Raw genomic sequence first — 16,051 nt, 5'->3', positions numbered from 1 at the left:
ATGCAGTTGATGCTCGTCGCGTGGGACCTCAGCGACTCCGACGCGACCCCGGAGAGCCTGCGGCCGTACCTGCGCGACTACGCCGCCGATGCCTTCTCCACGATGGACGGCATGCGGCTGAAGGCCTGGTTCTCCGATGCCGAGCGGCAGATGTGGGGGGCGGTGTACCTGTGGGACGGCCCCGAGTACGTCGACGGGTGCTTCCGGGTGAGCCGCTCGATCGAGCTGATCGGCTACCCGCCGACCTCGGTCTACATGTTCGACCTGGAGGCGACGGCCGAGGGCAAGAGCGTCCACGAGGCGCTGTCCGGTCTGGGGCTGGCCCTGGAGACGTGACGCCGGGCCTCTGGCGGCGGCCCTGTGCCGACTCAGGCTGTCTCGGCTCCGCCCGCGGAGCGCTCCTGGGACCCCAGGCCCCGCAGCAGGGCGGTGCGGACGGCGGGGCGGCTGCCGAAGGCGAGCAGGAACGTCGCCTCCCGCGTGAGGCGCTGGGCGTGCGCGTCCGCGAGCAGGGACCGCCCGCCGGCGTGCACGGCCAGTGCGGCCGCCGCGCGCACGGCGAAGCCGGAGACAACGGCGCGGGCGGCGGGCACGTCCTCGGGCGCGGCGTTCAGCAGCCTCCGCCGTGCCGCGGCGAGCTGGGCGGACAGCGCGCCGCCGTCGTCGCCCATCAGCGCGACCGCCCGGCCGGCCACGCCCAGGGCGAGGTTGCCGTTGAACCGCACGGACTCCGGGTCGCCCTTGCGGTAGTCCTCCAGCGGGACCGTCTGGACGACCCGCTCTCTGGGCACGAAGTGCCGGGAGAAGCGCAACGTCACGGTGCGGCTGGCCTGGGCGGCGACCAGCCGCGCCGGCGGCCCGGCGCTCACCGACCCGCCCTCTTCGGCGTCGAGCAGCGCCATCACCAGGACGTCGTCGGCGCTGCGCGCCGCGGTGTAGAGGGTGTCGACCATGCCCCACCCGCTCACCCAGGGCGCGGTGCCGTCGAAGACCCAGCCGCCGTCCACGGGTTCCGCCCGGAGCATGGGCGTTCCGGGACGCACCGCCGCGGTGACCGCCACCCCCGACCGCAGCCGGCCCTCCGCGAGCGGCTTGAGGCGGACCTCGCGCAGCTCGCGGTTGGCGGTCTTGGACAGGGCCGATACGGCGCCGTGGTGCTGCACCCACACCAGCGTCGTCGCCAGGCACCCGCCGGCCAGCGACTCCACGGCCCGGCAGGCCGCCGCGTAGCTCGGGAAGTCCAGTGTCGTCAGGTCCTCGGGCGCAGCGAAGCCGTAGAAGCCGTGCTCGGCCAACAGGTCGAAGTGGCTCCGCGGGACGCGCTCGGCGCCGTCGACCTCCGGCGCCGCCGGGAGGAGCGTCTCGTCGGCGATGCGCACCGCCTCGTCGAGGGACCGGCAACCCGCCGGGGTTGCGCCGGTGTCGGTCACGTCGCGCCTCCTTGGTCTCGCTGGGCGGGCTTCGCGGCACGTGGCGACGTGGGCGGGGCATCGGCGCCCGGGCGGGGCGCCCGTATCGAGGCCTTCCCACGAGCGGGGGCCGTCATTCCCCCCGATACCGGGCGATCTGCCGCACCCGAGGCGCCCGAGACCCCGTTGATCTTGTAGCTATCGTGATGGAAAACGATTTCCAGTGACGATAGCTACAAGATCGACGGTGCTGGGCCGGGCTGACGCGCCACTGTCCGGCTAACGCGGGGCCGCCGCGCCGCGCCGCATGCTGGGAGCCGCGTCGGAGTCGCGGATGAGCGACACCACGACCACGCCCAGGACCGCGAAGACCACCGCCGCCAGCAACGCGCCGTGGTAGGCGTCCATCTGGGCCTGGGCCCGGGCCGCATCCGACGCCGACCGCCCCAGCTCCGCGGTCTCGGCCCGGCCGCGGATGACCAGCACCGTCGACAGCACCGCGACTCCGGTGGCGGTGGCGACCTGGCGGCTGACGTTGAACAGCGAGGTCGCCCGGCCCATGGATGCGGCAGGGGTCTGCGCGAACGTCGCGGCCTGCAGCGGCACCAGGGACGCCCCCATGCCGATCCCCTGCACGAACATCATCCCGCCCAGCACCCAGTACGGCGTGGCCAGGCCCACCAGCTGGAAGGACAGGGTCAGGCAGCCGATCAGCGCCACGCCCGCCAACAGCAGCCGTCGCGGCCCGACCCGCGGGTAGAGGCGGCTGACGACCTGCGTGGTGACGACCATGCCGAGCGCCTGCGGCATCAGCACCAGGCCCGCCTCCAGCGCCGAGGAGCCGCGCAGGTTCTGCATGTAAAGCGGCATCAGGAACAGCACCCCGAACATGGCGGCGGTGATGCACAGCAGCGCCGCGTTGCCGGCGCCGAAGAGCCGCTGCCGCAGCAGGCGCAGGTCCAGCATCGGCTCCGCGGCCCGCAGCTCCCTCCAGACCAGCAGCAGGATGAGAACGGCGGCGGCGACCAGGCCGCCCCACACCGACGGCCGGTCCCAGCCTGACTGGGCCGCGCGGTCCAGGGTGACCAGCAGACTCGCCAGTCCCGCACCCGCGAGGACGAACCCGGCGGCGTCGAATCCGCCGGGGCGCTCCTGCACCTCCTCGCGCAGGAACAGCACGGTGAACAGCAAAGCCAGCGCCCCGATGGGAACGTTGATGAAGAAGATCCAGCGCCAGCTCGCGTACTCCACCAGGAACCCGCCCAGCACCGGCCCCAGTGCCGGAGCGACGCTCGTGGGGATCATCAGCACCGCCGAGGCCTTCGCCCGCTCCTCCGCGGGGAAGGCGCGAAAGAGCATCGCCTGTCCCACGGGCACGAGCATGCCGCCGCCCACGCCCTGCAGGACGCGGGCCGCGATCAGCCACTCGATCCCGGCGGCGAACCCGCACAGCACCGACGCCCCGGTGAACACGAGCACGGCCGACTGGAAGGTGCGCTTGCTGCCGAACCGGTCGCTGATCCAGCCCGATGCGGGGATGAACACCGCCAGGCTGGTCATGTAGCCGGTCAGCACCCACTGCAGGGTGCCCTCGTCGACACCGAAGTCGCGCCCCAGCGTCGCCAGCGCCACGTTCAGGATGGTCACGTCCAGGATCTGCATGATCAGCCCGAACACGAACGTGACCGCGACCAGCCACTTGTACTCGACACGAGGCAATGGACGGCTCCGTCTTCCGTGCGGCGGCGTATCGGCGCGGCCGTTCGGACAGCGGGCCGCACCTACCCGCTGACCCGGAACGCGTCGTAGGATCCTCCGATTTTCGCGTCCTCCATCACCGTAGGGCCGATCTGCCTAGGCCCGTGCGGGATCGCCGCCGTCGGGGGCGTGGCGGCTGCGGGCGGGCGGTGGCGACGCGTTCCGGTCGCCGGCGGCGCTGACGCGCCGGCTCGGCCCCTCCGCCGACACGCCGCCGGGATCACCGCAGGGACGCGTCCAACCGGCGGATCAGCTCGCCGACCCGCCCGCCGCCGCTCGGGGCGGCCGGGTAGCGCCGCAGGACCTCGGCCACGGCGGGGCGGGCGAGGCTCCGCGACTGCGCGATGCGGTCCGCACCGACAGCGGGATCGTCTCCGGCGTCGAGTTCGAGCGCTCGCGCGGCATGGGCGGCCGATCCGAGAATGTGCTTGACCTGCGTCGCCTTCGCGAGGGGGTGGAGGAACGCCGCGCCGGCCGCCGCGAGGGCCGCACGCGCGGCGGCGCTCGCCGCAGCCTGCCCCGCGTCGCGGGCCTCGTGGGCCGCCCGCTGTGCCGCCCAGGCGCTGTCGCGGATCGCCTTGGTCCGCTCGCCCCCGTCCGCGAACGCCTGCGCAGCGTCGAGCGCGGCCCGCGGACGGCCGTCGCCGGGGCGCTGACGCTCGAAGACCGCCAATGCCGGCCGCGCGCACGCCGCCGCGAAGCCGGCGACCTCGCGGAGTTCGGCGCGGCTGAGTTCGATCGTCGCGGAGTCGTCGGGCACGCGGCCATACTCGCGCACCGGAGCCGCTGTCGGCGAACCGCGGGCGCACCCCGACGCCCTCGGCAGGCCGGCGCCTCCGGGCGGGACGACGCCCGGGCGGGACGCCGTGCCCGGGTGAGCACGGCGCCCCGCGGCTCAGTCGGCGTCGGACTCGGACCTGCGGAGTACGGCGACGAGGTCGCCGCGCGCCCGGGCGACGCGGGAGCGCACCGTGCCGATCGGCACCCCGGTCGCCGCCGCGGCCGCCTCATAGGTGAACCCCTGCAGCTGCGTCAGCACGAAGGCGGTGCGGCGCGGTTCGGGCAGGCTGTCCACCAGGTCGTCCAGCGCCACCTCCTCCTCGAAGGAGGGCCGGTGCGACAGCGCGGCGTCGGCGGCCTGCTCGCTGTTGCCGGAGCGGGCGGCCCGGGGGCGTGCCGCGGCCGCGCGGTAGTGGTCCACGACGGTCCGCCGGGCGATCGACATCAGCCAGATCCGCGCCGACGAGCGCCCCGCGTAGCCCGTGAGGCTGCACAGCGCCCGCACGAAGGTCTCCTGCGTCAGGTCGTCGGCGGTCTGCGGGTCGCTGAGATGGGCGACAAGGCGCCACACGTCGCCTCGGGTGGCGCGTACGAACTTCTCCACGGCGTCGGGTGCGTGGCTCTGCGCGGCGAGCGCGAGATCGGTGATGCGCTGCTCGGTCAAGGGCTCCCTGCTGCCGCGGACGCGGCGTGCGGAAGCGCGCGCCCCCTGCTGGCGGGCGGGAGTCCGCTCCGCGGCGGGCGCCGTCGGCTTCGGCGGGCCTTCGGCCGGGTGGGAACGGGTGATCGTCGACATGGCGTGGTGTCTTCCTCGCTTCGGCCGTGCCCGCCGGAGCTGCCATGCGGGCCGGGCACGGGGGTTGCCACGCACGGCGGAGATCGGCGCGGACCTGCAGCGCGGACACCGTCCGGGCGCGTGTGGTGGGGAGGCGGCCGGCGCTCGGGCGCACGGCGGCACCGTCCGTCGGACCTGCCGCCGAGCGGCCGGTCCGCGGTGTCAGGACACGGAGAGCGAGGGCGGCGGTCCGCGCACGACGAGCGCGTACCGCAGGACCGGCGTGGCCACCCGGAGGCTCCGCGGCACGCAGGTGCACGGGGCCGGGCGCCGTGTCGGGCGCCACCGGGGTGCGGGCAGCAGCGGGGGGAGCAGCAGTGCGCGCACATGGCGGGCCAATGCGGCCGCGGCCGCCTCGCCGCGGCGCAGCCACCACGAGGAGAGCAGCCCTGCAGCCGTGTGCCACAGCAGCATGCCCGCGTCCGAACCGCCGCCGTGGCCGCCGGGCCCGGTTCCCGGGCCCGTGGCGGCCGCGGCGCCCGAATGAGCGGAGGCGATCGTGGCGGGGTCGGCGGATCCCTGGGCCAGCGCGAAGACCAGGTGCAGCGCGAGCTGGCTCCAGGCCATCCACCCCAGGATGACCCAGTAGCCGCGCTCCTTGCCCGCGGCGGCCGCGGCGGCCGCGAAGACGGCCGCGAACCCGACGGCGAAGCCGGTGAAGGGGACGTGGTGCGCCGACATCACCGCGTGTCCCGTTCCGGACACGCCGACGGCGACCGCGGCGAACACCGCGGCCCGGCACGTGCGCGACAGTGGCGACCTCATCACAGCCCTGTCATCCTCGCACCGGTTCGCGGCCCCCTTCCGCGGGGGTGGACGACGCCCGCAAGTCAGGGCCCCGGCCGGTCCGCGATCCGGTCGGCCGCCGGTCCGCGATCCGGTCGGCCGCCGGTCCGCGGGTCCGGTAGCGCAGGTTCCGCGCCGCATCCGGGCGCTGTATGGAACCGTTCCGCGCACCCGACCGACTTGTGGGGGACACGCGGCCCCCACGGGGTGCCGCCTCCGGCCCGACAACGAGAGCACGAACGGACGCATCCGAGATGACCCCTTTCACACGCCGAACGCTGGCCTTCGCGGCGGCCGGGACCGCCGCCCTCGCCCTCGCCGGGTGCGGGCAAGGGAGCGGCACAGGCGCATCGGACTCCGGCACCGGCGCCCCGAGCGGAGCCGGTGCCGGGGACGCGCGGAAGGGCTCCGCCGCAGCGGGCGACCTGAAGGTCGGCGGAGCGTGGATACCCGAGCCCGCGAACCCGGCTACGGCCGCCGGCTACCTGTCGGTGCGCAACTCCGGGGACCGGGACGACGCCCTGGTGGGCGCGGAGACCTCGGCGGCCGCAACGACCGAGGTCCACACCACCGCGACCTCCGACAGCGGCGCGAAAACGATGGAAGAGGTCGAACGGGCCCCGGTCCCGGCGGGCGGCGAGCTGGTGCTGGAGTCCGGGAGCTACCACCTGATGCTGATGGAGCTGCCCGAGGACCTCTCCGCCGGCGACACGGTGACTCTGACCCTGCACTTCGACAGCGGAACCGACGTCGACGTCGACGCGCCTGTTCTGGCGCGAAGCTGAAGCGGCCTCCCGCCCCAGGGGAGCGGCACCGCTTCGGCGGCGACGCGCCCGACCGCCGCTCGCCGGACGTCGCACGCGCGCCGGCTACCGGCGGGGCCGGGGAAGCACGATCGGCGTGCCGGTGAGCGGATCGCTGATCACCACGCACGGCAGGGAGAACACGGCCTCCACGGTCTCGGCGGTGACGACCTCCTGCGGCGACCCCTGCGCCGCGACACCCCCGTCCTCCATGACGACCAGGTGGTCGGCGTAGCGGCCGGCGAGGTCGAGGTCGTGCAGGACGAGAACGATCGTGCGGCCGTCCCGCCGGTTCACGTCGGTGAGCAGTTCCAGCACGTCGACCTGGTGCGCGAGGTCCAGGTAGGTCGTCGGTTCGTCGAGGAGCATCACGTCGGGGTCCTGGGCGAGCGCCAGGGCGATCCACACCCGCTGCCGCTGGCCTCCCGAGAGCTCGTCGAGCGGCCGCTCGGCGAGCTCGGTCACGCCGGTCACCGACATCGCCGCGGAGACCGCCTCGGCGTCGGCGTCGGTGAACTGGCGGAACCAGCGCTGGTGGGGGTGTCGCCCCCGCGCGACGAGGTCGGCGGCCGTGATGCCGTCCGGAGCGACCGGCTGCTGCGGCAGCAGGCCCAGGCGCGTGGCCAGGCTCCTGGCAGGGAGCCGGGAGACGTCGGCGCCGTCCAGCAGCACGGTGCCTTCCCGCGGCGCGACCAGCCGGGCCAGTCCCCGCAGCAGGGTCGACTTTCCGCATCCGTTGGGACCGACGACCGCCGTGACTTTTCCGGGCGGCAGGGTCAGCGAGACCCGGTCGACGACCGTTCCCGCCGACCGGTAGCCGAGGCTGAGGCCGGCGGCGGCCAGCGCTGTCGCCTGGGTAGGCGTGGTCGGCATCGTCGCCGGGGTGGACGGGGTCGGTGAACGCGTCATCCTGTGTGTCCGATCCGGTTGGCGCGGGCGAGGAGGTACAGCAGCACCGGTGCTCCCAGGACGCCCGTCATCACGCCCACGGGCAGCTCCACCGGGGTGAACAGCAGCCGGGCGGCAAGGTCGGCGGCGACGACGAGCAGGGCGCCGAGGGCCGCAGCGGGCGCGAGGAGGGCCCCGCGGTCGGGGAGCAGCCTGCGGACGATCTGGGGCGCCACCAGCGCCACGAACCCGATGGGGCCGGCCGCCGCCGTGGCCATGGCGGCGAGCACGACGGCGACGGCCGCGGGGGCGAGCCTGCCGCTTCCGGTGCGCCCGGACAGCATGCCGGCCAGATCGTCCCCGAGCTCCAGCAGCCTGATCCGGCGCGCCAGCACGACCAGGACCGGAACGGCGACCGCGAGGGTCGCAGTGACGATCGCGACGTGCAGGCCGCTGCGGTTCGCGAGGCTTCCGGTCAGCCAGGCGGACGCGGCCAGCACGCGGTGGTAGTCCGTCCGGGTGAGCAGGAAGGACACGGCCGAGGTCAGCATGGCCGCGACGCCGACGCCGACCAGCACGAGCCGGTAGCCGCTCAGACCGCGCCTGGCCGACAGCGCGAAGATCGCCCCGGCAGTCGCCGCAGCCCCCGCGAGCGCGCCGGCGGCCGTGTGCAGTCCCGTGCCGCCGTACACGGTCAGTACCGTCAGAGCACCGAAGGCAGCTCCGGCGTTCACGCCGATCACGTCCGGACTGACCAGGGGATTGGCGGCGATCCGCTGCAGGATGGCCCCCGACAGGGCGAAGGCGGCTCCCGCCCCGAGGCCGGTGAGGGCGCGCGGCAACCGGTTGCGCACGACCACGTCGTACTCGATGAGCGAGCCGCCCCCGCCCAGCACCCGCAGGACGCCGGTGACCCCGATGTCGAACCGGCCCAGAGTCAGCGACAGCACGGCGACGCCGCCGGCCAGCAGCCAGACGGCCGCCGCCAGGGCGGTGGACCGGCGCCCGAGCCGGAACGCGACGCGGGCGCGCGGGCCGCGGAGCACGAGTGCGTCGCGGTCTCCGGGGATCACAGCTGGGCCAGCTTCCGCCTGCGGACCAGGTGGACGAAGAAGGGCGCGCCGATCAGCCCCGTGACGATGCCCACTTGCAGCTGCTCGGGTCGGATCAGCACCCGGCCGAGCACGTCGGCGAGCACGAGCACGGCCGGTGCCAGCAGCACGCACCAGGGCATGATCCACCGGTAGTCCGGCCCGGTCAGCGCCCGCGCGATGTGCGGTACAACGAGCCCGACGAACGTGATCGGCCCGGCGATCGCCGTGGCGGTTCCGGCCAGCAGCACGACCGAGACTGCGGCGAGCGCACGTGTCGACGCGAGCCGCGTGCCGAGGCTGCGGGCCATGTCCTCGCCGAGGGCGACCGTGTTGAGTTCCCGGCGGACCGCCGTCGCCAGGCAGGCGCCGATCAGGACGGCCGGAGCGGCCACGAGCAGCTGCCCGGTGTCGGCGCGGGTGAGCGAACCCACGGCCCAGAAACGGAAGTCGTCGAGTGCGGAGGCGTCGAGGAGGGTGATGGCCGTGGTCGCGGATCCGACCATGGCGCTGAGCGCCGCGCCGGCCAGGGCAAGCTTCACCGGCGTCGCGCCGCCGGTGCCCAGTGAGCCGAGCGCGTAGACGAAGACCGCGGCCAGCGCGGCACCGGCGAAGGAGTACCACAGGTAGCCGGTGAGGGCGCCCACCTGGAAGACGGACATGGCCACCACCACTGCGAACGCCGCACCGGCGTTGACACCGAGGATGCCCGGCCCCGCCAGCGGGTTGCGGGTCAGTCCCTGCATCACAGCGCCCGCGATGCCCAGGCCGATCCCGGCGAGCACCCCGGTCGCGGTTCTGGGCACACGCACGTGCCATACGATCCGGTCGGCCTCGCTTCCGGCGGGCGCGGCCACGGCCGAGGCCGCGTCGGTGAAAGAGAGGGTGTAGTTGCCCGTGACCAGCGACAGAGCGCACGCGGCCGCCAGCGCGAGCCCGGCCAGAACCAGGCCCGCTGCCCGGCCGGCGCGGCCGGGCAGCAGTCCCCGGCCGGGCTCGCCGGGGGCCGGGAGGGCCGTTGCGTGTCGATTCCCGGGTGGCGCGGTCGCACCGGTCACGGCTTACTGCTCGACCAGGTCCGGGTGGATGTGGGCGGCGACCAACTCGATGCTGTGCGCCGCCCGGACCCCGGCCGCCCGGTCGGCGAACAGGAAGGGGTGGACGTCGCCCCCGGCGACGGCGGTGACCCCCTCCAGCGCCGGATCCGACGTGATCGCCCGGACCTCGTCCTCGGCGTCCTGCGTGGTCAACCCGGCGTCGCAGCAGGCGTCGGTGAGGATGACGTCGGGGTCGCGTTCGACGAGTTCCTCCACGCCGACGTCGACGTTGCGCTTTTCGGTCAGATCGGCGAAGGCGTTGACTCCGCCCGCATGCTCGATGATCCGGGTGCCGAAGTCGATTCCGCTCGCCACCCGGTAGCCGCCGTCCTCCCCGGGTGACACGATCGCCACGGACGGGCGCTCGGCCCCCTCCACCTGCTCCTCCACGGCGGAGATTCGCTCCCGCATGTCGCTGATCACCTGTTCGGCGTTCTCCTCGGCGCCGAACAGCGCCCCGAGGTCGCGCAGGTCCCGGTAGACGCTGCCCACCCGGACCGACCCCGGGTCGATCGCCCGGTCGGTCAGCCCGTCCTCGCTGGGGCACAGCGGGCTGAGGATCCAGCTCTGGACGCCGAGCTCGCGCAGGCTCGCGCGGGTGCCGACCGAGCGGTCCGGGCTGTTCTCGGCAAAGAACCCGTTGTAACCGGAGATCACGAAGTCGGGCTCGGTCTCCAGCAGGCCCTCCCTGCTCGGGAGTGTCGGCACGTACTCGGCCTCGGCCTGCTCGTCGGCGTACTCGGGCAGCACCTCGGCGTCCAGGAATGCGGTGCCCACCAGCCGGTCGCTGAGGCCGAGGGCGTGGGCGACCTCGATGCCGGGCTGGTAGGCGGCGTAGAGGCGCTCGGGGGGCGCGCCTACGGCGACGTCGATGCCGCAGTTGGTCCGGGTGAGGGCGTCCTCGCCCGCCGCCTGCTCGGGGGCGGGAGCGCCGCAGCCGGCGATCAGGAAGGCGCCGGCCAGCGCGGACGCGGCACGGCGGGGGAATGAAGATACGGGGGCCATGAGACCGCCTTTTCCAGGTCCTCGTGGAATCGGGTCGTGCGGTGCCGTGGCCGGTCTCCTGGCTGACGGGTGGATACGCGCTGTGTCCTGCCTTCCCAGGGTTTGCACCCCAGTGGCTCGTTCGGGCGAACGACACAGCACTCCCGATCACAGTGGCGAGGGCCGCACCGGTTTCACACCGGAATTCCCGTTCACCACGGCGCCGCCGACGCTAGCACGCCGCCCTCGATCGGCTCGGACCCGGGAGCGACCGTAGGCGGGCTCGGCACGGGGGCAGGGGGCAGGGGGCAGGCCCGGTGTCCCCCAGGGGCTTCGCCTGGCGGTCGGCGCCCCGCGCCGGAGATCCCGACCGGTCGGAGCCGCCGTCCCCTGCTGGGCGGGCGGTGACCGCCGGAATACGCTCGCGGACGTGCGGATCCGCTCGTCGCGAAGGTGCGGCGGTGCACCACTGCCCGTCGGGCCCTGCCCGGCGGGTGGAACCGGCGGCGTGCGCGGGTAGGAGCACCCCAGGACACGACAGGCGTGCGCGGTCACGAGTGCGGCGCGCACCGCGCCGCGGGTTCTCGCGGCGCCGCCGCAGCGGAATGAGGTGACCTGCCATGGCCGGGACCGACGGCCCGATCCGGGTGTTCCTCCTCGACGACCACGACGTGGTACGCCGCGGGGTCGCCGCGATGCTCGGCGACGAGCCCGACATCGAGGTGGTCGGCGAGGCCGCCGGTGCGGCCGAGGCTCTCGCGCGCATCCCCGCGAGCCGGCCCGACGTGGCGCTGCTCGACGTCCGCCTGCCCGACGGCAGCGGTGTGGAGGTCTGCCGCGACCTGCGCTCCCGCCTGCCCGAGCTGGCCTGCCTGATGCTCACCTCCTACGCCGACGACGACGCGCTCTACGAATCGGTCATGGCCGGGGCCTCGGGCTACGTGCTCAAGCAGATCCACGGCTCCGACCTGGTGGGCGCGATCCGCACGGTCGCAGCCGGCGAGTCGCTGCTCGACCCGCGCAGCACGGCCCGGATCATGCGGCGCATCCGCGAGGACGCCGAGCGAAGGGATCCGCTGGCCGCGCTCTCGGAGCAGGAACGGCGCATCTTCGCGCTGATCGGCGAGGGCCTCACCAACCGCCAGATCGGCGAGCGCATCTTCCTGGCCGAGAAGACGGTGAAGAACTACGTCTCCAGCGTGCTGTCGAAGCTGGAGATGCAGCGCCGCACCCAGGCGGCCGCCTACGCCGCGCAGCTGAAGTCGCAGGAGCCCCGCCGCCGCGGCTCGGACTGACCCGGGCCCGGGTCCCCGGCCGGGCCGAAAGTCCCGCCCTCCGCGGACACACGGCCCTCCGTCCGCGGACTTCGGCCGCTGCCTCCCGGCAGTGCCGCCTGCCTAGCGTCGGTTCTGACACCTCAGTCGAGGGCGGGAGACGGCGATGGGTGAGGAAACAGGCGCGCCGGTGCTGGCAGCGGTCGACGGGACGGAGGGCAGCCTGCGCGCCCTCGACTGGGCGGCGGACGAGGCACTGCGGCGCGGCCGGCGGCTGCGCATCGTCTACGCCTTCGACTGGCCCGTCTACCATACGGTGCCCGCGGGGATCCCGGACTTCTCGATGGAGGACTTCGCCCGACGCGTGGTCGAGCACGCCCGCAGCCGGGCACTCGAGCGGGCGCCGGACCTGCGGACCGAGGCGGAGTTCGAGGTCGGCGACGCCGCACCGATCCTGCTTCTGGCGGCGGCCGAGGCCGAGTTGGCCGTCATCGGCTCGCGCGGCCGCAGCCGGCTCCGCGCGGTCCTGCTGGGCTCGACCGGGATGGAGTTGGCCGCCACCGCCCGCTGCCCCGTGGTCGTGGTGCCCGACCGCGAACCGAAACCGGACGTCGGGCGCGTCGTCGTCGGCCTCGACGGATCACCCGCCGCGCGGGCCGCGGCGGCGTGGTCGTTCGCCACCGCCGCCGAGCGCGGTGCCGCGCTGCGCGCCGTCACCGTCCACGCACGGGTCTCCAGCGGACGCCTGGGCTCACTCGAGGTGCCGGCCCGCTACGCGTTCGACTCCGCCGAGGAGGCGGCGGCCGCGGAGGAGGCCCGCCGCATGCAGTCGGAGTCGCTCGCGGGCCGACGGGAGCATTATCCGCAGGTCGACGTGGAAGAGGTGGTCGAGGGCGGCCACCCTGCCCGCGTACTGGTCGACGCGGCCGAGGACGCCGACCTCCTGGTGGTGGGCAGCCGCGGCCGCGAAGGCTTCACGGGGATGCTGATGGGTTCGGTGAGCCAGTCGGTGCTCTCCCACAGCGCCGTACCGGTGGCTGTCCTGCGGGCCGAGAAGCACTGAGACCGCGTCGGGGCCGCCGCCGGGGCGAAGGGGGCCGCCGCATCCCGGGATGCGGCGGCCCCCTTTCCCGTGTCCGCTCCCCCGCGGGCGCCCCGGGGGCCGCCGGGAGGCCGCCGCCCTCCGGGCCGAAGGTCCGCCCCCGACGGGCCCGTGGGCACTGTCGACGGCGCGCTCCGCGGCGGAGTCTGGAAACAGCAGAGACAGCGGCGGGGCGGCGCACGACGCAACCGAGCACAGCCGCAGTTCCAAGCGTCGGCACGACCGCCGGGCGCGCAGTGCGCGAGCCGCAGCACCGGCACCCGCCGCCGACAGACCGCCGCACGGACACGGAAGGCACACGATGCGCCAGATCGGCGAAGACTACGCCCCGCCGCAGATCGCGGTCCTGGAAGCCCGTGTCCGGCACCTGGAGAGCACCGCGGCCGAACTCGCCGCAGCCGTCGAACGGCTCACACCCCGGGGCGGAGTCCGCCCCGGCGGATCGGACGGGCGCCGAGGCGGCGCACCGGCGGCCGCGGCCACGAAGGAAGGGGCGGAGACGATGCAGGTAGGCGCGATCATGTCGCCCCCGGAAGTGGTGCTGGACGCAGACACCCCGGTGCGCGAGGCGGCTCGGCTACTGGCCGAAGCCCGCTGCGACAGCGCCCCCGTCACGGGGGACGACGGCGAACTGCTGGGCATCCTCACCGAGGGCGACCTGCTCGCCGACCGCTTGGAGGCCGACCACCGCGGCTACGCCCGGGGCCTGGACGCCCCGCCCTCGCGCGGACCCCACCGGGTCGGTTCGGCGATGACCCGCGTTGCGGTCACCGCCGCTGAGGACCAGGACGCCTGCGAGCTGTGTCGGCGCATGTTCGAGACGCGCGTCCGGTGCGTGCCGGTACTGCGCGCCGGTGCGGTCGTGGGCCTGGTGCGCCGCCGCGACGTCATGCTGCTCATGCTGCGCCCGGACGCCGACGTCAGCGCCGACGTGAGCGCCGCCATCGGCCGGAGCGCTCCCGACGCCGAGGGCCTGGAGGTGAGCGTGCGCGACGGCGAGGTCCTCGTGGCCGGCACCGCCGACGCCCGGACCCGCCGCGCCATCGAGGCGCTGGAGCAGACCGTTCCCGGCGTCCGCTCCATCGAGTTCGTGCCGTCGGGCGAGCCCGGCCGGCGCGGACGGCCCGACCCCGCGAGCAGTTCGCCGCGCGCGGTCTGAACGGCCCCGGCCGCGCCCGCCGCGGGCGCGGCTCACAAGCGCACACAGAACAGGAGAAGACGATGCGAAGTACGGTCGCCGACGTCATGACGACCGGGGTCGCCTCGGTCACCGAGGACACCGGCTACAAGGACATAGCGCAGGCGCTGCTGGACCAGGGTGTCAGCGCCCTGCCGGTCCTCGACTCCGAGGGCGGCGTCGTCGGCGTGGTCTCCGAGGAGGACCTCCTGCACAAGGAGGAGTTCAAGGACACCGACCGCGACAACAACTACCGGCCGCCGCTGCGCGCCCGGCTGCGTTCACGGCTTGCCGGCGCCGGGGTGCTGGTCGAGCGCGCCGACGAGAAGGCCGTCGCCACCAGTGCCGCAGAGCTGATGACCCGCCCTGCGGTCACCGTCTCCCCCGACGCGGGAGTCGTGGAGGCCGCCCGGCTGATGGAGCGCCGCGGCGTCAAGCGGCTGCCCGTGGTCGACGCCGCGGGCTCCCTGGTCGGCATGGTCGGCCGCCGCGACCTGCTGCGGGTGTTCCTGCAGGACGACGAAGCGATCGCCGCCGCCGTCCAGGCCGAGATCGACCACCTCGCCGCCGCGATGAAGGGCACCGACATCACCGCCGCGATGAAGAGCACCGACATCACCGCCTCGGTCGACGACGGGCGGGTGGAGCTGACCGGGTCGGTTCACCACCGCAGCACAGGCCACACCCTGGCCCGGCTGGTCAACCGCATCGAGGGCGTCGTCTCCGTCGACAACAGGATCAGCTGGCACGTCGACGACCTCTTGATGCCCTACGCAGGGCTGTGAGGAAACCGCTGCGCTCGCCCTCGGAGAACGGATCCGGGGGCGAGGGCACGCGGTCCCACCCGGGGCTGCGACAGCGCCCCGCCGCCCGCGGCGCGCTCGGCGATCCCGACCGCTCGCGTCCCACCGCGCGCCGCCCCGGCCGACTCGGACCGCATCCGGCCCCGTCCTCGCCCGAACGCCGACACCGCGAACCGCTGGAGCTGACCATCATGGACATCCGCGACCTCCGCCCCGCCGAGCACCGGCCGCTGCGCGCCGCGCTACAGGCCGGGGAACGCGCGCCGTCGGTATGCAACACCCGCCCCTGGGTCCTCAGCGACGAGGGGGACCGCATCGCGGTGGTCGCCGACTCCGAGCGGCGCCTGGATGCGGCCGACCCGCAGGCCCGGGAACTGGTGATCAGCTGCGGAGCGGCGCTCTACAACATCCGCGTGGCGCTGCGCGCCGAGGGCATGGTCCCCGAGGCCACGGTCCTGCCCGACCCCGACCGGCCGGGGCGGCTGGCCGAAGTCGCGATCGGCCGCGCGGGCGGACCCGACGACGAGGCCCGGGCGCAGGGTGCGGCGATCACCCGCCGCCGCACCCACCGCGGACTGTTCGCCGCCGACATCGACGACGTCGCCCTCGTGCGGAAGCTGGGCGCCGCCGCGGCCGCCGAGGGCGCGGCGCTGCTGCCGCTGCTCTCCGAACCGCTCGTCCGCTCGCTCGCCGGTCTGGTCGCCGCCGCGGAGCACCTGCACCGCTACGAGCGCCCGCGCGCCGACGAGCTGGCCGGCTGGGTGCGCCCGGTCGGCAGCCCGGCCTCCGACGGGGTCCGGGCGGAGGACTTCCCCGGCGACGCGGACGCTGACGGCGCCCTGTTCCCGGGGCGCGACTACGGGCAGGGCCGCATCCGCGGCATGCTCGACTCCCCGGGGGCGGTCACCGGCACCGTCGCCCTGCTGACCACGGCCGAGGACACGCGCAACGCCTGGATGGCCGCCGGGCAGGCCCTGGAACGCGTGCTGCTCGCGGCCGCGGTGGAGGAGGTCTCGGCCGCGTTCCACACCCAGCCTCTGGAGGAGCCGGCGCTGCGGGCCTTCATGGCCGAGAGGTACTGCGAGGGCGCCCACCCCCAGATGGTCCTGCGCCTCGGGCGCACCCTCCCGCACGGTTCCGTGCGCACCGATCCGGCACCGCCGCGATGACGGCGCATCACCTCCGAATCACCGTTCGTTGCGATCTCGGCCCGAAAGCGGTTCCGGGCAGCCGACGACCTCAGTAGAGTCGGAGGAGAGTAAGC

The 16,051-nt window shown here is 74.6% G+C and carries 16 protein-coding genes and 1 riboswitch; of the genes, 7 read left to right on the top strand and 9 right to left on the bottom strand.

Features of this window, described 5'->3' with window-relative positions:
- Positions 1–336, top strand: a complete 336-nt coding sequence (locus tag RM446_RS22670; RefSeq protein WP_311547445.1) for a hypothetical protein — start codon at positions 1–3, stop codon at positions 334–336.
- Between the two features lie 32 nt (positions 337–368).
- Here the strand turns inward: RM446_RS22670 and RM446_RS22665 are convergent, their stop codons facing one another.
- From RM446_RS22665 to RM446_RS22645, 5 genes are all read right to left on the bottom strand, one after another.
- Positions 369–1,430: an acyl-CoA dehydrogenase family protein gene (locus RM446_RS22665; RefSeq protein ID WP_311547444.1), complete on the bottom strand. Its 1,062-nt coding sequence runs from the start codon at positions 1,428–1,430 to the stop codon at positions 369–371.
- 258 nt (positions 1,431–1,688) lie between these two features.
- A complete protein-coding gene (locus RM446_RS22660; protein ID WP_311547443.1) occupies positions 1,689–3,128 on the bottom strand; it encodes a DHA2 family efflux MFS transporter permease subunit in 1,440 nt (479 codons plus the stop codon).
- Between the two features lie 259 nt (positions 3,129–3,387).
- Positions 3,388–3,927, bottom strand: a complete 540-nt coding sequence (locus tag RM446_RS22655) for a putative immunity protein (protein ID WP_311547442.1) — start codon at positions 3,925–3,927, stop codon at positions 3,388–3,390.
- 135 nt (positions 3,928–4,062) lie between these two features.
- Positions 4,063–4,743, bottom strand: coding sequence for a sigma-70 family RNA polymerase sigma factor (locus tag RM446_RS22650; protein ID WP_311547441.1), 681 nt, complete (start codon positions 4,741–4,743; stop codon positions 4,063–4,065).
- Positions 4,744–4,944: 201 nt separating this feature from the next.
- Positions 4,945–5,547 (bottom strand): hypothetical protein, encoded by a 603-nt coding sequence (locus RM446_RS22645; RefSeq protein WP_311547440.1) that lies wholly within the window; start codon positions 5,545–5,547, stop codon positions 4,945–4,947.
- A gap of 275 nt (positions 5,548–5,822) precedes the next feature.
- Between RM446_RS22645 and RM446_RS22640 the strand changes: the two genes are divergently transcribed.
- The gene (locus RM446_RS22640) at positions 5,823–6,353 is read left to right on the top strand and encodes a copper chaperone PCu(A)C (RefSeq protein WP_311547439.1); all 531 of its coding nucleotides are present in this window, start codon (positions 5,823–5,825) and stop codon (positions 6,351–6,353) included.
- Positions 6,354–6,437: 84 nt separating this feature from the next.
- Here RM446_RS22640 and RM446_RS22635 read toward each other — a convergent pair whose 3' ends face one another.
- The 4 genes from RM446_RS22635 to RM446_RS22620 are packed head-to-tail and all read right to left on the bottom strand — an operon-like array spanning position 6,438 to position 10,452.
- The gene (locus tag RM446_RS22635; protein ID WP_311547438.1) at positions 6,438–7,244 is read right to left on the bottom strand and encodes an ABC transporter ATP-binding protein; all 807 of its coding nucleotides are present in this window, start codon (positions 7,242–7,244) and stop codon (positions 6,438–6,440) included.
- Between the two features lie 32 nt (positions 7,245–7,276).
- Positions 7,277–8,332, bottom strand: a complete 1,056-nt coding sequence (locus RM446_RS22630; RefSeq protein WP_311547437.1) for a FecCD family ABC transporter permease — start codon at positions 8,330–8,332, stop codon at positions 7,277–7,279.
- Positions 8,329–9,408 carry a FecCD family ABC transporter permease gene (locus RM446_RS22625; RefSeq protein ID WP_311547436.1) on the bottom strand — a complete coding sequence of 360 codons (1,080 nt, stop codon included), beginning with the start codon at positions 9,406–9,408 and terminating at the stop codon, positions 8,329–8,331. The genes RM446_RS22630 and RM446_RS22625 overlap by 4 nt, the downstream gene beginning before the upstream one ends.
- A gap of 3 nt (positions 9,409–9,411) precedes the next feature.
- Positions 9,412–10,452, bottom strand: coding sequence for an ABC transporter substrate-binding protein (locus tag RM446_RS22620; protein WP_311547435.1), 1,041 nt, complete (start codon positions 10,450–10,452; stop codon positions 9,412–9,414).
- Positions 10,453–10,483: 31 nt separating this feature from the next.
- Positions 10,484–10,666, bottom strand: a riboswitch (cobalamin riboswitch).
- Positions 10,667–11,051: 385 nt separating this feature from the next.
- On the opposite strand from RM446_RS22620, the gene RM446_RS22615 reads away from it, so the two are divergent.
- The 5 genes from RM446_RS22615 (at position 11,052) to RM446_RS22595 (ending at position 15,956) form a co-directional block, all read left to right on the top strand.
- Positions 11,052–11,726 carry a response regulator transcription factor gene (locus tag RM446_RS22615; RefSeq protein ID WP_311547434.1) on the top strand — a complete coding sequence of 225 codons (675 nt, stop codon included), beginning with the start codon at positions 11,052–11,054 and terminating at the stop codon, positions 11,724–11,726.
- 145 nt (positions 11,727–11,871) lie between these two features.
- Positions 11,872–12,768: a universal stress protein gene (locus tag RM446_RS22610; RefSeq protein WP_311547433.1), complete on the top strand. Its 897-nt coding sequence runs from the start codon at positions 11,872–11,874 to the stop codon at positions 12,766–12,768.
- Positions 12,769–13,108: 340 nt separating this feature from the next.
- Positions 13,109–13,966, top strand: coding sequence for a CBS domain-containing protein (locus RM446_RS22605; protein ID WP_311547432.1), 858 nt, complete (start codon positions 13,109–13,111; stop codon positions 13,964–13,966).
- A gap of 62 nt (positions 13,967–14,028) precedes the next feature.
- Positions 14,029–14,769, top strand: coding sequence for a CBS domain-containing protein (locus tag RM446_RS22600; protein WP_311547431.1), 741 nt, complete (start codon positions 14,029–14,031; stop codon positions 14,767–14,769).
- The gene (locus RM446_RS22595) at positions 14,766–15,956 is read left to right on the top strand and encodes an Acg family FMN-binding oxidoreductase (RefSeq protein WP_311547430.1); all 1,191 of its coding nucleotides are present in this window, start codon (positions 14,766–14,768) and stop codon (positions 15,954–15,956) included. The genes RM446_RS22600 and RM446_RS22595 overlap by 4 nt, the downstream gene beginning before the upstream one ends.
- Positions 15,957–16,051: the final 95 nt, after the last annotated feature.

Origin of the sequence: Streptomonospora wellingtoniae, from assembly GCF_031845375.1 — a bacterium.
In the GTDB taxonomy this organism is placed as follows: domain Bacteria; phylum Actinomycetota; class Actinomycetes; order Streptosporangiales; family Streptosporangiaceae; genus Streptomonospora; species Streptomonospora wellingtoniae.
This window is presented reverse-complemented; position numbering and strand designations above follow the sequence as displayed.

Excerpts from the sequence above, each read along its gene's own strand:
- RM446_RS22670 (WP_311547445.1), top strand. The coding sequence starts at position 1 with ATGCAGTTGATGCTCGTCGCGTGGGACCTCAGCGACTCCGACGCGACC.
- RM446_RS22650 (WP_311547441.1), bottom strand. The coding sequence starts at position 4,743 with ATGTCGACGATCACCCGTTCCCACCCGGCCGAAGGCCCGCCGAAGCCG.
- RM446_RS22645 (WP_311547440.1), bottom strand. The coding sequence starts at position 5,547 with ATGAGGTCGCCACTGTCGCGCACGTGCCGGGCCGCGGTGTTCGCCGCG.
- RM446_RS22640 (WP_311547439.1), top strand. The coding sequence starts at position 5,823 with ATGACCCCTTTCACACGCCGAACGCTGGCCTTCGCGGCGGCCGGGACC.
- RM446_RS22635 (WP_311547438.1), bottom strand. The coding sequence starts at position 7,244 with ATGCCGACCACGCCTACCCAGGCGACAGCGCTGGCCGCCGCCGGCCTC.
- RM446_RS22620 (WP_311547435.1), bottom strand. The coding sequence starts at position 10,452 with ATGGCCCCCGTATCTTCATTCCCCCGCCGTGCCGCGTCCGCGCTGGCC.
- RM446_RS22615 (WP_311547434.1), top strand. The coding sequence starts at position 11,052 with ATGGCCGGGACCGACGGCCCGATCCGGGTGTTCCTCCTCGACGACCAC.
- RM446_RS22610 (WP_311547433.1), top strand. The coding sequence starts at position 11,872 with ATGGGTGAGGAAACAGGCGCGCCGGTGCTGGCAGCGGTCGACGGGACG.
- RM446_RS22605 (WP_311547432.1), top strand. The coding sequence starts at position 13,109 with ATGCGCCAGATCGGCGAAGACTACGCCCCGCCGCAGATCGCGGTCCTG.
- RM446_RS22600 (WP_311547431.1), top strand. The coding sequence starts at position 14,029 with ATGCGAAGTACGGTCGCCGACGTCATGACGACCGGGGTCGCCTCGGTC.